Source organism: Nocardia sp. NPDC052001, from assembly GCF_040680615.1.
Classification (GTDB): domain Bacteria; phylum Actinomycetota; class Actinomycetes; order Mycobacteriales; family Mycobacteriaceae; genus Nocardia.
This window is the reverse complement of sequence record NZ_JBFAXC010000013.1, coordinates 141883-154782: the sequence shown is the minus strand read 5'-3', so window position 1 is coordinate 154782 and position 12900 is coordinate 141883. Positions and strand designations below refer to the sequence as shown.

The window sequence follows — 12900 nt, the reverse complement described above, 5'->3', positions numbered from 1 at the left end:
AGGTGAAAAGCTCCTGACCTGAACGTAATTGGAGCAACGCGAGGCTGGATGAACAGGGTCAGGCTCGCCGTGGGCACCGAGGTGGCGGCACCAACGTCAGGCAATGACGGCTACCGAGGTCTCGATGTCGAAACCGCATAGGTCATGGCGATGTGAGTGGAAATGGGTTTCCGGCTTGCGTTTCCACAGGGGGGTCTTGGGTAAGCGGCTTATGCACGACGCCCTCGGGCGATCGAGGAACCTACCGGGTTCTCGCTACCGCCCGTGCCCACGAAAAGAACGGCAGCACAATCATTTACAGCCGACAACATATGGACCCGCGGGCACGGATCACCGAGCCCGGAACACTTCCCCGACCATGCGGACCGCTATCCGCGGGAGTGATCGACGCGCTCGGTGCCCGGCCGGGCTCACCGATGCCGGACACGTTCGGTCCGGTCGATCCGTATGGTCGTGACCTGCACCTGGCCCTGTATACCTGCTACGGCCTGCACCACGAGGGATTCGACGGTGTCGATGGCGGATGGGAATGGGATCCGGGTCTGCTGCGTATGCGCGCGGAGTTGGAACGGCGGTTCCTGGCCGTATTGCGCGCGGACACGGTCGCGGGCACCGATGTGCGAGCCGAACTCGACGGATTGGTGCTGGCCCCCGGGGACGATTCCGGTGTCGGAGCGTACCTGCGAGACCGGGGCACCCCGTGGCAGATGCGCGAGTACCTAGTGCACCGGTCGGTCCTGCACCATCAGGAAGCCGATCCCTACGCGTGGCTGATTCCACGTTTGCGCGGCCAGGCCAAGGCATCGCTGGTGGCGGTCGAATTCGATGAGTTCGGCGGCGGTCGCGGGGAGCGAATCCATCACCGCCTCTACGCGGATCTACTCGACGGTGCGGGCCTGGATCCGAGGTATCAGTTCTATGTGGATGTGGTGCCCGCCCCGATGCTCGCGCTGGTGAACATGATGTCGCTGTTCGGTTTGCATCGCGATCTGCGCGGTGCGGGGGCGGGTCATTTCGCGGCCGTGGAGATCACCTCATCCCCGGCCTCGCGGCGAATGGTGCAGGCGCTGCGGCGGCTCGACGCGGATACCGCGTGCGTGCGGTTCTACCGCGAGCACGTCGAAGCCGACGCGGTGCACGAACAGCTCATTCGGCACGGGGTGATCGAGAACCTGCTGGTCGATGAGCCGGAGCTGAGCGCATCGATCGTCTTCGGGATCTGCGCCACCGAACTGCTCGAAAGTCGTTTCGCCGATCATGTGCTGAGCTGCTGGCGCGCCGGGCGCACCTCTCTGCTCGATGGGGCGACAGCCGGTACGCGGGACGATATCTCGATGTCCGCTCGGGCCATGAAACGCGAGCCCGAGGCCAGCCACCGGCCGTGATGATGATCAGGACGCCCGGTGCGTATCGGCCACAGGCCGATACGCGACTGCTCACCGAGGCCATGTCCGGGGCGGGCATACCCTCGCACAGCCGGGTGCTCGACGTATGCACCGGAACGGGAGCGCTGGCCATCGCGGGGGCCCGTCACCGGCCCGCGTCGGTCACGGCGGTCGATATCTCGCGTCGCGCGCTGGCCGCGGCACGGCTCAACAGCCGCCTGCGCGGACTGGATATCGAGTTCATCCACGGCGACTTCCGAACGGCTTTGCGCGGCAGGCGATTCGACGCGGTGGTGGCGAATCCGCCCTATGTGCCGTGCGCGGACGGCGCACCACCGCGCGGGGCGGCGCGAAGCTGGGACGCCGGTGCCGACGGTCGCACGGCTGTCGACTCACTGTGCCGCCTCGCACCCGAATTGCTCTCCGACACGTGAATATTGCTGATGATGCCCTCCGCGCTGTGCGGCGAGGACCGTACCCTGGACCGGCTGCGCACGGCGGGTTTGACCGATCCGGAAACGAGCTCACCCGCGCGCTGGACAGAACCCGGCCGCTCTCTCGGCGAGACAGGAAATGAAAATGCTTGCCGGGCAATGATTTCACCTCGATCGAGGCTGATCGGCGGTATGATTGAGCCAACTGAACCCCTCGATTCGCCAGTTGCGGCCGGTGGGGTTCGATACGCTACCCCGCCCCAGACCCTGGCGGTTCGGTTGTTATCCGAACTCGACGGGAAGGGGTGATGGGCTTCGACAGTAAACGAACCGCATTTCGGTCTCGGCACCTACGTGGTTGGACATTCCGAGCCGAATGATGGTCGGGCTTGCCGCAGGAGAACCCCGATTTCCTGGCTGGGGCCCGGCCATTCGGCAGGTGCGGCGCACACCTACTCGCGGCCCTTTGTCGCCCCGCTGCCGGGGCACCGCCGGCTGACCCTCAGCAGCTTCGATCTGGTGCGCGTTCGCCACCGTGCTGTCGGCGGATATCCGAGGGCGCAATCGCGGGTAGTAGTGGCGTAATCGGGTTCGTACCCCATGGTCGCGTCGGGATCAGCCTCAAAGGCTCTTGCCGAAGACGAATCCGGCATCCCAGGCGCGATCGATCAGACCGAGGATGTCGATTCGGAAGGCTTCGATCAGGTCAGGGCTGCTGAGTAGGGAATTCGCATGGGTGGCGATCTGCCCGGCGAGTAGTGAGGTGACCATACCGAACCGAGTGATGATGCGGCCGAGCATATTTCGCCCCTCGGTGGACACCGTGACATCGCAGGTCCGGATGGGGTGCAGCTGTATCACCAGGGCGCAGGGCACATCGGGTATCAGCGTGACGTGCGTGCGCACATGCACTCGGGCCAGTAGGCGCGCATGCAGCTCGCCGAGGTGGATATCGAGCCACAACACCAGTGGGACGTGTACGTCGAATTGGCAGAGATCGGACTCGTCCGGTTCGACCGTGGCCGTCTCACCGCGCATTCTGGCATCGGCTCGCAACAGACCGCCCGGGCCGATGACGATGGGCCCGATATCGTTGTTTTCCTGCATGATTCGCGTTACGACCGCGCCGATGCGTTCGGGCCTGATGGCCGCTCGCAACAGCGCGTCGGCGAACTCGAGCTGAGACACACTGCTACTTACCGGGCCCGCTTCCAGCGACATCGGTTACTCCATCTCGAGTGGGGCGCACCGCCGGGCGGAATCGCGGCCGAATTCGATGCGTGGTGCTATCGCGCATATACCCCCGGTCGCGCGAAACAATCGGCGGGACGGTTCCGAATCGGATCGGTTGCCCACGTGGGCATTTCGGCTTCCGCCTGCTCTCGGCAGGTCACGTGGCCGGCCCGATACCGGTCGTGGCAACTCCTGCGGTGCGTCTATACACGAATTCGGATTTCGTTGCCCTCGCTTCGAGCATTACCCTGGACACGAGAGACGGGACGGGATGACCGAACGAGAACGCACCCTGATGGCCGCGTTCGTTCGATTGGCGGACACGCTGGTCGCGGACTACGACCCGGTCGAGGTGACGCAGGAGTTGCTGGACACCGCCGGGGCGATGCTCCCATTGACCGCCGCCGGGGTACTGCTGGTCGACGAGCACGATCGGCTACAGGTCCTGGCCTCTACCAACGAGGCGACCAGATTGCTGGAGCTCTTCCAGCTCCAAGCGGACGCCGGCCCCTGTCTGAGCGCATACGCCACCGGCCAGCCGGTGCTCGTGCGGGACCTCGACCTCGACCCCGAACGCTGGCCCGCGTTCGCCGGGGCGGCCCGCGGCCAAGGACTCCGCTCGGTCTACGCGATTCCGCTGCGCTTGCGCGAGGAACGCCTGGGCGCGATGAATCTGTTCTGTGACAGGACCAATGGGCTCGATGACGACGAGATCGCCGTCGCACGCGCGCTGGCCGACGTCACCGCCATCGGTATCGTGCATGCCCGGGTGCTGACGGACAGTCTCACCGTATCCGCGCAACTTCAAATCGCGTTGAATCACCGAGTACTGATCGAACAGGCCAAAGGTATGCTCGCCCAGCAGATCAGCCTCGACATGCACTCCGCGTTCACCCTGCTGCGCGGCTATGCCCGGCGCACCAACACCCGTGTGCCCGTCCTGGCACAGGCGATCATCGACCGAACCGTAACCGCCGCAGATCTGGTCGAGAGCGCTCAGAACGCGTCTCGTCGCTCGGCGGACAGCGCGACGCCCAGCGGCCACCGTCACCCGTGACTCACCACCGGTCAGCCGGTGACGAACGGTCGCACCGGTTCATATGAGCGCCGGTGCGATGCATCCGAGATCGGCGGTATCGAGTGCACCGCACCGCCATCGACTAGTTCAGCGCCGTGAGACCGACGATCCAGGCGAGGCTGGCGACCATCCCGGCGATGGCCATTCCGTGGCCCTTCTCACCGGTCTGCCTCATCTGAAGCAGGGCGACCGGGCCCATGAGCAGGGGCAGGCAACAGAAGCCGAAGAAGCCGGTCACCAGGGTGGCGGCGGCCAGCATGCTGAACTTGCGCGGGGCGGACGCCGAGCGCGGTGCGGGGTTCCGGGTGGTGGTGGTCATCGTGGGAGCCTTTCCTGAGCCGCATGAATCTGGCTGCGGGGATCCGATTTCGGATCACATCGGGAAGGGTTACCTGGGAATCCTCGACGAATCACGATGTGCCGCAATTTATTCGCGTCGTCGCCCGGCTGTGTACTGACTAGCTACTGATCTGGACCTTGTTCGCGTAGAAGGCGACGTAGCCCTTGATATTGGCTGCGGCGTCCTTGGTTTCGGGGTAGTACCAGGCGGCGTCGCTCAGCGGGTTTCCGTCGCCGACATCGACGGTGTAGTAGCTCGCGGTGCCCTTCCATGGACACACCGTGTGGGTATCGGTGGGCGTGAAGTACTCCTGCTTGATCGCCGCGGGCGGGAAGTAGATGTTCCCTTCGACCGTCTCGTAGTCGTCGGTCTCGGCGATGATGACGCCGTTCACGGTTGCCGTCGCATGTGCCATACAGTGATTCTGCCTGAGCGGCGGCCGGTCGGGCGTAGTCAGTCCAGTCGGCCGTAGATCAGGCGCAGGATGGCCTCGGTGAGATCGTCTATGCCGCTGGTGGTTTCGGCCTTGGGTGCGGCGGACAACTGGGACAGTCGACCGTCGCGCATCAGGGTGACGAGGGTTGCCAGGGTCGCGGAGTCGATGCCCTCGGGGGCGAGTCCGGCCGCGCGGTCGCGGTCGATCTTGGCGGCCAGGGCGCTGGTGAAGCGGGTTTGGATGCTCAGGATGAATTCCTTGAGCGGCGGGTAGCTGCTGTCGAAACCCTCCAGTGAGCAGACCAGGATGGTGCTGTTGTCGTGCCAGACCTCGGCGGCTCCGGTGAGTTGGGCGTGCAGTAGTTCCCGCTGCGGGCCGGTGGAGGGCAGCCAGACGTGGGTCTCGGCGTAGCGGTCGCTCACGTCCTCCATCAGCCGCGCGAGCACGGCCTGTTTGGACGGGAAATAGAAGTAGAAGCTGGTGCGGGAGATGCCGGTGGCGCCGGTTATGTCGTCGACGGTCAGTTTGGCCATCGGCTTCTTCGTCAGCAGCTTGCGGGTCGCGTCCAGGATCTGGGCCTCGCGCTGATCGCCCTTGGACAGCGTGCCGCGCCGCCGCACCGCTTCGGTCGTATCTCGGACCTGGTTCACCGTGGGTCCGCCCTTCTGCGCCATGGCCACACCATAGAGCGATTCTCTCATTCATACTGGACGTGGCGTCAATCATAATCGACACTGTGTCGATTCCCGCGTAGGGTACCGACAATGACCTCCCCGCTCGAGCTTCGGCGTACCGCGTCGCCGACCGCGATCGTGCTGACCATGGCCAGCACCGTGTTTCTCCTGGCATTGGTTCAGACCCTGCCCGTGCCCGCGCTGCCGCAGATCGGTCACCAGCTCGGCGTCTCGGCGACGACCGTCGGCTGGGTGACGACCGCGACCATGCTGGCCGCCTCCGCGCTGACACCACTGCTCGGTCGCCTCGGCGATGTCTACGGCCATAAGCCGGTGGTGCTGGCGACGCTGGTCGTGACGCTGGCGGGCAGCGTGCTCGCCGCTTCCGCGAGCAGCATCGAGCTACTGATTGCCGGAAGGGCTTTGCAGGGCGCGAGTTTCGGCCTGTTCCCGCTCGCGATCAGCGTGCTGCGCCATGAACTTCCGACCGAACGCCTGACCGGGGCGCTGGCCGTCACCGCGTCGACCCTCGGTGTGGGCAGCGGTGTCGCACTGGTGGCGACCGGCCTGCTGACCCAGGGCGGCGCGGACTACCGCCGCATCTTCTGGCTGACCGTCATCCTGACCGCCGTCGTGCTGGTGCTGGCGTTCCGCGTGCTGCCGCGCCGCGCGGGCCAGGGCGGTCGCGTGGACTACATCGGTGCCGCGGTACTGGGCCTGGGTCTGGTCTGCCTGCTGCTGCCGATCTCCCAGGGACACGAATGGGGTTGGGGCAGTGCGCAGGTGATCGGCCTGTTCGTGGCCGCGGTCGTCGTGCTCGCCGGATTCCTGCTGCTGCAATCCAAACTGCGTGAGCCGCTCGTGGCGACCTCACTGCTGGCGCACCGTCCCGTCGCGGTGACCAACCTGGCCAGCTTCTGCGTCGGTTTCGCCATGTTCAGCGTCTTCCTCGGCGCGACCTACTTCGTCGCCACCCCGCATGGCTTGGCGGGCTTCGGATTCGACGCTTCGGTCCTGCGTACGAGCGTGGCCTTCATGCTCCCTGGCGCGGTCGTGTCGGTGCTCATGGGCCCGATCGCCGGTCGCCTGGTCGGCCGTATCGGCCCCCGCTACGTGCTGCTGCTCGCCAGCGTCATCGGCCTGTTCGCGCTGACCGCCCTGGCGGTGCTGCACTCCACCAGCGCGGAAGTCGTTGTCGCACTGGTCGTCGCGAATGCCGCGATCGCCATCGCCTACTCCGCCATGCCCGCGCTGCTGGTCGCCAATGTGGCCCCGCACGAGACCGGCATCGCCAACTCGATCAACTCGATCATGCGCACCGTGGGTGGTGCGATCGGCAGCGCCCTGGTCGTCACCATCCTCACCAGCGACACCCTGCGCCACACCCTCCCCGGCGGCGGGTCCATCGTCCTGCCCGCCGAAAGCGCCTACCGCATCGCATTCCTCACCGGCGCGGCCTTCTTCGCGGTAGCGGCGCTACTGGCCGGATTCGGCCTGCGCAATACCGGCCGCCCCCTGACCCGGCACGAGGTCGAGGAGGACATCGCCCTGGCGAGCGCCGGCGAATTCGCCACGGTGTCCACCAGCCTCTGATCCACTACGGGATCGGAGCTACCACCGGTCCGCCGTCCGGCCGACCTGATCGACGAAAAGGCTTGCATTCCAAGCTCTGTCGATCAGGTCGCGGACGTCGATGTGCGTCAGGGCGGTCAGTTCCGGGTCCGGGAACAACGCGTTGGCGCGAGCGGCGTCCGACAATCGGCTGGCATACGCATCGATCCGGGTGAGCAGCGGGACCCGCAGTGTGAATGCGCGTTGATCGGCAATGGAATTGGCAGACAAGAACTTTCGTCCGCGTGGTTGAGTCGCGCTGTGCCGGGTATCGGCGAAGCGACCGGTCACAACTGCACTGCATCAACACAACTACTCGAGAAGACGGGTAGCGCAGGGAAATACAGCAAGCAGAAGGACGATGAAATGGCCAATTACATGAATCAGGCCACGACAGCACGGTCTTCGGGCTACCTCGATGACGATCGATTCGACAACGCACCCGCGCTGGCGGTCGACGGGCTGGTGGTGCTCGCGGGGCTGTTCGCCGCGATATCCCCATGGGTGGTACGCGATTTCGCCGATGCGCCACGGATGGTGATCCAGAATCTGGTGCTCGGAATCGCGGTCGCGGTCATCGGTTTGGTCCTGGCGTTCGTGCGGAATAGGCGCTATGGCCTGGGCTGGGTGCTGATCCCGATCGGCGTCTGGGTGCTGATCGCGCCGTGGGTCATCGATCAGCGGCCGGACCAGGTGCTGTGGACCAATGTCGTGATGGGCATCGTGATCGCCGTCCTCGGCGCGGCCGCAACCGGATTGCTGGTGTCGACCACCGCCAATCAGCACCGCTCACAGGCGATGTCGGCTCAGCACTGACCCCGCCCTGAACAAGGGGCGCATCACCCGGATGGGTCGGTGCGCCCCGCCGTTCGGTGGGTGGGCTGTCAATGCCAGTCCAGGCCGTCCGGGTCCATGCGATGCGCGACCAGATCCTCGGCGACATCGTCGACCAAGCGGCCCACCGCGAACGCGTAACCACGCAGGCGCGCGAGCGCGTGCTTTTCCGAGAGGTGGGATGCGGCGATGATCATCCCGGTCGCCTGGTGCACCCGTGCGTGATTGGTGGGCAGATCGGTCCACCACGGTGCGGTGCGATCATTCGGATAGTTTCTGAGCAGTGCCATGGCCACGACGTCCGCGACCTGCAGCGCTACGGCCACCTGACCGGTGGTGAGCCGCCCTCGGGTCCGGCGGTAAAGATCCAGTGCCCCAACACTTTCGGTGCCGCTCATCAAGGGAAATGCGAAGATCGCACCGACCGGGTGCGCATCGATCTCGGTGGCGAAGACCGGCCAGGTGCGGATGACGGTCCCGCGCAGGTCCGCCACCAGTACCGGGCGCTTGCTGTTCGCGGCTTCGAAACATGGTCCTTCGCCGAGACTGAATTGCAGCGCCTCGATATCGGCGACGACTTCGTCACTGGTGTACAGCGTTTCGCGTCGATCGGTACCGAGGATCAGCGAGATCGATGCCCCGTCGATCGGCAGGAGTTCCACGCATACGCGGCAGATCCGGGCCACCGCGTCCATCCGGCCGCTGCTGTCGCGCAGGACGGACAGCAGCGCCTCGCGAGCGGTCCTGACCGAGTCACCCGATCTGGCGGACGGATTCACGGGCGATCACCGCGCAAGGTGTGGATCCAATGGAGTACTGCGGTCGAATGCATTGAGGTACCACGGTTCTCGCCTGATGGGTGGGCGCGAGCGAGATGCGACCGTGCGAGCGGAACTGGCGGAGAACCGCCTCGTGCCTGCGGTCTACCCGATCGGGCGGATTCCAATCAGGAGCCGCGCGGAGGTTGCTCGAGCGTGGCCGGTTGTTTGAGAACGGTGGGCCCGGGTAGCCGCTGAACATGCCGGCGCCAAGGCCGGTCTTTCGCCCAGCAGTCAGGGCAGCGCGGCCCTCATGATCCGGTCTCGGACCGGGGAAATGGTAGTGACCGATGAGCACAGTTACCGCTTCAACCGATGTCAAAGCACCCATTCGCATCGTCTACAACCAGTGGACGCAGTTCGAATCGTTCCCGGAATTCATGTCCGGGGTCGAGCAGGTCCAGCAGATCGATGACACGCATACGCACTGGAAGATCAAAGTCGGTCCGGTGCAACGAGAGTTCGACGCCACGATCACCGAACAGCATCCCGACGAGCGCGTCGCGTGGCGCTCGGACAGCGGCCCCGAACACGCAGGCGTGGTGACCTTCCACCGCATCGACGACCTCACCACCCGCGTCACCACCCAAATGGACGTCGACCCCGAGGGATTCCTCGAAAACGTCGGCGACAAACTGGGCGTGCTGGACCACCGCGTCAAGGGCGACCTCGCCCGCTTCAAGACCTTCATCGAAGAGCGCACCCACGAAACCGGTGCCTGGCGTGGCGATATCCCGCGCCCCGGACAGTAACCGGACATCTCGTGGATACCGCCCCGATGACCGAGGTCAGCATGAGAATGCCCGCTACGGCGGCACAGGTTTTCGCCGTGCTCGCGGATGGCTGGTCGTACGGGCACTGGGTGGTGGGCTCGACCCACATCCGCGATGTGGCCCCGACCTGGCCGCAGGTCGGGGCCGCCATCGCGCACAGTATCGGGGCATGGCCGCTGATGGTGCAGGACTCCACCGCGGTGATCGCCGCGGATCCGCCCCACATGCTGGAGCTGCAGGCGCGAGCGTGGCCCTTCGGTCAGGCTCGAATCCGGTTGGAGATTAACGAGATCGATGCGACGACCGTGGAGGTCCGCATGCTCGAAACCGTCTCCCACGGCCCGGGACGCTTACTTCCCGGAGCGTTGCAGGCGGCGTTGTTGAAACCGCGCAACAGCGAATCGCTCGCGCGCTTGCACGACCTCGTTACCTCGGGCTATCGCACTATCGGTGACTGACGTAGCCGCAGAGTCGTGAGCTTGCCCGGTGCTGCTCACGACTCCACGCGCGGGCCGTATCAGTAGTAGTGGCGGCGTCCGCCGACGGACCGGCCGGTAGCGCCGAGCAGCATCAGAACTGCGCCGATGACGAGCAGAATGATGCCTAGGATCGTCAGGATGTGGATTCCGAGCAAGAATCCGGCGATCAGGAGTATGAGCCCGAGGACGATCATTGGAGTTCCTTCAGACGAGCGGGACTTGATATCGCTGCGATGCCCGGTTTTTGCCTGCTCAAACACGATTTGCCGGGGAGAAACGACGACATCCGTGTTCGGGACAGATCGCTCGCGGGAATCGACTTCGCAGCCATGTGGTGGTTGCGAAGTCCGCTTGAGCGGCGGCGTACGGGGTAGAGCAAGCCTATAGCCGACTAACCGCAGCGATAGTGGAGGCGAAACCTCATGCGGCGCACTGTGTTTCTCATTCTTTTCGGTATCACCGCGGTGGCTGCCCCGGCCTGCGACGGCACGGCCGGTCCCGGTGTTCCGGCGACGTCGCCCACCACCCCGGGCCCCGAAACCCATTCCAGCGCTTCGGTAATCGTGCCGCCGGGCAATTCCAGGTCGGTGTCGGTGCCCTCGCCGATCTCTCCGGCGAAGCTGCGGCACAAGACATGTGAGGATCTGCTGCCGACCCTGCGGGAGATCAGGGACAAGTCCGGGCAGGACGGAGTCGATCGGGCCGTGGCCGACACCATCGCCGGCTATCCCGGTACCGCGGATTGGTCGGTGTTCTCTCCCGAGCAGCAGGACGCGGCGATCAACGGCGCGCACGATGCGGCAACGGGGACCTGTTCGCCGTAACCGGGCCCCGCCGACGTTTAACCGGAGAGGATCGCGGCATACTGGACATGTCGAGTCGGGTTCAGCAGTGTGCCTGCGCGGCGAACTCGGACGCAGGAGACCATGATGGCCGCGTCGATAGCACCCGCTCCCTCTTCGCCTCTCGATGCCCGAACCGGGTCGCAGCGACGCGACGAGGGTTACGAAGACCTGGAACCGTTGTTCACGGTCCTGTCCGAACTGGCTCCCGACGATCCGCGCCGGTCCGCACTTCGCGAAGACATTCTGTGCCGCGCGCTCCCGCTGGCTGAGCACATAGCCCGCCGTTTCACCGGGCGTGGGCAGGAATACGACGATCTGCTGCAAACCGCTCGGGTCGGTCTGGTCAAAGCCGTCGACGGTTTCGATCCGCATCACGGCGCGACCTTTCTCGGCTACGCGATACCGACGGTCATGGGTGAGGTGCGCAGGTACTTCCGCGATCGCACCTGGGCCGTGCGCGTCAGTCGCACCGTCAAAGAACTCCACGTCCGCATCGGACCCGCGACCGAAGTGCTGGCGCAGCGGCTGGGGCGGATGCCCACCGCACGTGAACTCGCCACGGAGCTGGACGTCGAGCTGGGCGAAGTCACGCTCGCGCTGGTCGCCGCCAACTGCTACACCACCGAATCCCTGGACAACCCGCGCGGTGACAACCCGGAGCAGGATGCCTCCCCGGTGGCCGAACGTCTGGGCAAGCCCGAGCCCTGCTACGAGTTGCTCGAAGGCGCGATGGCGGTCCGCCCCCTACTCGCCGCCCTGCCCGAGCGCGAACGGCAAATACTGGAGTGGCGCTACTACGGTCAATTGACTCAGCGGGAAATCGCCGCGCGCCTGGGTATTTCGCAAATGCAGGTCTCACGCCTGCTGACCCGCACGCTGGACACCCTTCGCCGAGAGGCGCTCAGCGAGTCCCCATCGTAGTCGTAACTGCTCCGAACATCTTCGCCGAGAAGGTGATTCGGCCGATCGTCACTCGCCGCCCAATGCCTGCTCCAGCGTGTCGTACACCTCGAGCACCTTGTCGAGGCCGGTGACCTCGATGGGGCGTCGGACCTGCGCCGACGCGATCACCTTCAATCCCAGATCCGGGGCCGTCTCACGCGCCCCGACCAGGACGCTGAGCCCCGCCGAACCGAAGAACTTCACCTGCGAGAGATCGACCACAAGCAGTGTCGATGCCGACGAAGCCGCGTCGGCCACCGCCGCCGCCAATTTCGGCGCCGACACCACATCGACCTCACCGGCCACGGACAAAACCACTGCTGACCCCACGGTTCGGGTACCGATGATCAGCTCACCAACTTCATTGCTCACGGTGGAACTATCTCAGCCCACGCCGTGCTCCGCATCGATTAGGGTCGCACTTACCAGTTCCGGGTGAACTTCACTTCCGTCGGATAGCCGGATACGCGAGGATCGAAGGCCGTATGCGTCGTTTCCAGCGAATCCGTCACCGCCCGCAGCAGTCGCCAGCCCAGCTGCGCATCGCTGAAAGCTGTTGTGTCCTGGGAAGTCGAGAGGACTCGGACCGCGATCGCCTGTTTGTCGTAAGCGAACTCACATGTGATGTTCGTGCTGGGCGCGCGATGCGGCACCAGCGCCGATGCCGCCTCATCGACGGTGAGGCGAATATCGTTCGTCAGACCGATATCGAAACCAGCGGTCAGACAGAGTGTTTCGGACAGCGCCCGCAACATCGCGAGGCGAATGGGCTCCGCCGGGACCGCGACGATGATCGCGTCGTCGGACGCGGTCTGAATCCAAAGGGGTTCAGCCGCAGGGTTTTCGATCGAAGAGCTCGGGCGATACGGTTGCCCGTCATTCCCGCCGCGGTGGGTTGGTGGTGGACCGGTCATTATCGATCACCCCCGAAATCTGTAGAGATCTGCGAGATCTGTGAATCCAAGCGTCAAATGCCTCTGCAACCGGTCTACCCGCCCAGGAGCGGGGGAAACGGGTT

The 12900-nt window shown here is 65.1% G+C and carries 18 protein-coding genes; 9 read left to right on the top strand and 9 right to left on the bottom strand.

All coding sequences use genetic code 11. The features are described from left to right. Positions 1-311: 311 nt before the first annotated feature. Together AB0L82_RS37775 and AB0L82_RS37770 are read left to right on the top strand one after the other, a co-directional pair. Positions 312-1385 (top strand): iron-containing redox enzyme family protein, encoded by a 1074-nt coding sequence (locus AB0L82_RS37775; protein WP_364648064.1) that lies wholly within the window; start codon positions 312-314, stop codon positions 1383-1385. Next, positions 1385-1819, top strand: a complete 435-nt coding sequence (locus AB0L82_RS37770; protein WP_364648136.1) for a methyltransferase — start codon at positions 1385-1387, stop codon at positions 1817-1819. The genes AB0L82_RS37775 and AB0L82_RS37770 overlap by 1 nt, the downstream gene beginning before the upstream one ends. 621 nt (positions 1820-2440) lie before the next feature. On the opposite strand, the gene AB0L82_RS37765 is transcribed toward AB0L82_RS37770, so the two are convergent. Continuing rightward, positions 2441-3040 (bottom strand): hypothetical protein, encoded by a 600-nt coding sequence (locus AB0L82_RS37765; RefSeq protein WP_364648061.1) that lies wholly within the window; start codon positions 3038-3040, stop codon positions 2441-2443. Between the two features lie 283 nt (positions 3041-3323). Here AB0L82_RS37765 and AB0L82_RS37760 point away from each other — a divergent pair, with 283 nt between their 5' ends. Beyond that, positions 3324-4109: a GAF and ANTAR domain-containing protein gene (locus AB0L82_RS37760; RefSeq protein ID WP_364648058.1), complete on the top strand. Its 786-nt coding sequence runs from the start codon at positions 3324-3326 to the stop codon at positions 4107-4109. Positions 4110-4212: 103 nt separating this feature from the next. Here AB0L82_RS37760 and AB0L82_RS37755 read toward each other — a convergent pair whose 3' ends face one another. From AB0L82_RS37755 to AB0L82_RS37745, 3 genes are all read right to left on the bottom strand, one after another. Next, positions 4213-4449: a DUF4190 domain-containing protein gene (locus tag AB0L82_RS37755; protein WP_364648055.1), complete on the bottom strand. Its 237-nt coding sequence runs from the start codon at positions 4447-4449 to the stop codon at positions 4213-4215. Positions 4450-4588: 139 nt separating this feature from the next. Next, positions 4589-4885, bottom strand: a complete 297-nt coding sequence (locus AB0L82_RS37750; protein ID WP_364648052.1) for a DUF427 domain-containing protein — start codon at positions 4883-4885, stop codon at positions 4589-4591. Between the two features lie 38 nt (positions 4886-4923). Next, positions 4924-5580: a TetR/AcrR family transcriptional regulator gene (locus AB0L82_RS37745; protein WP_364648049.1), complete on the bottom strand. Its 657-nt coding sequence runs from the start codon at positions 5578-5580 to the stop codon at positions 4924-4926. Between the two features lie 90 nt (positions 5581-5670). On the opposite strand from AB0L82_RS37745, the gene AB0L82_RS37740 reads away from it, so the two are divergent. Next, positions 5671-7173, top strand: a complete 1503-nt coding sequence (locus AB0L82_RS37740) for an MFS transporter (RefSeq protein WP_364648046.1) — start codon at positions 5671-5673, stop codon at positions 7171-7173. A gap of 18 nt (positions 7174-7191) precedes the next feature. On the opposite strand, the gene AB0L82_RS37735 is transcribed toward AB0L82_RS37740, so the two are convergent. Beyond that, complete coding sequence (locus AB0L82_RS37735) at positions 7192-7482, bottom strand: hypothetical protein (protein ID WP_364648043.1); 291 nt, start codon at positions 7480-7482, stop codon at positions 7192-7194. A gap of 75 nt (positions 7483-7557) precedes the next feature. Here AB0L82_RS37735 and AB0L82_RS37730 point away from each other — a divergent pair, with 75 nt between their 5' ends. Then, a complete protein-coding gene (locus AB0L82_RS37730) occupies positions 7558-8007 on the top strand; it encodes an SPW repeat protein (RefSeq protein WP_364648040.1) in 450 nt (149 codons plus the stop codon). Between the two features lie 68 nt (positions 8008-8075). On the opposite strand, the gene AB0L82_RS37725 is transcribed toward AB0L82_RS37730, so the two are convergent. Beyond that, entirely contained in the window at positions 8076-8804 is a 729-nt protein-coding gene (locus tag AB0L82_RS37725) for a GAF and ANTAR domain-containing protein (protein ID WP_364648037.1), read from the bottom strand. Between the two features lie 329 nt (positions 8805-9133). Between AB0L82_RS37725 and AB0L82_RS37720 the strand changes: the two genes are divergently transcribed. Next, positions 9134-9595, top strand: coding sequence for an SRPBCC family protein (locus AB0L82_RS37720; protein ID WP_364648034.1), 462 nt, complete (start codon positions 9134-9136; stop codon positions 9593-9595). A gap of 41 nt (positions 9596-9636) precedes the next feature. Beyond that, the gene (locus AB0L82_RS37715) at positions 9637-10074 is read left to right on the top strand and encodes an SRPBCC family protein (protein ID WP_364648031.1); all 438 of its coding nucleotides are present in this window, start codon (positions 9637-9639) and stop codon (positions 10072-10074) included. Between the two features lie 59 nt (positions 10075-10133). Here the strand turns inward: AB0L82_RS37715 and AB0L82_RS37710 are convergent, their stop codons facing one another. Next, positions 10134-10289 carry a DUF6131 family protein gene (locus tag AB0L82_RS37710; RefSeq protein WP_364648028.1) on the bottom strand — a complete coding sequence of 52 codons (156 nt, stop codon included), beginning with the start codon at positions 10287-10289 and terminating at the stop codon, positions 10134-10136. A gap of 228 nt (positions 10290-10517) precedes the next feature. Between AB0L82_RS37710 and AB0L82_RS37705 the strand changes: the two genes are divergently transcribed. Next, on the top strand, positions 10518-10919 hold the full coding sequence (locus AB0L82_RS37705) for a hypothetical protein (RefSeq protein WP_364648025.1): 402 nt from the start codon (positions 10518-10520) through the stop codon (positions 10917-10919). Between the two features lie 105 nt (positions 10920-11024). Then, the gene (locus AB0L82_RS37700) at positions 11025-11861 is read left to right on the top strand and encodes a SigB/SigF/SigG family RNA polymerase sigma factor (protein ID WP_364648022.1); all 837 of its coding nucleotides are present in this window, start codon (positions 11025-11027) and stop codon (positions 11859-11861) included. Positions 11862-11909: 48 nt separating this feature from the next. On the opposite strand, the gene AB0L82_RS37695 is transcribed toward AB0L82_RS37700, so the two are convergent. Beyond that, on the bottom strand, positions 11910-12254 hold the full coding sequence (locus AB0L82_RS37695; RefSeq protein ID WP_364648019.1) for an STAS domain-containing protein: 345 nt from the start codon (positions 12252-12254) through the stop codon (positions 11910-11912). A gap of 50 nt (positions 12255-12304) precedes the next feature. Then, positions 12305-12796, bottom strand: a complete 492-nt coding sequence (locus AB0L82_RS37690; RefSeq protein ID WP_364648017.1) for an anti-sigma factor — start codon at positions 12794-12796, stop codon at positions 12305-12307. Positions 12797-12900: the final 104 nt, after the last annotated feature.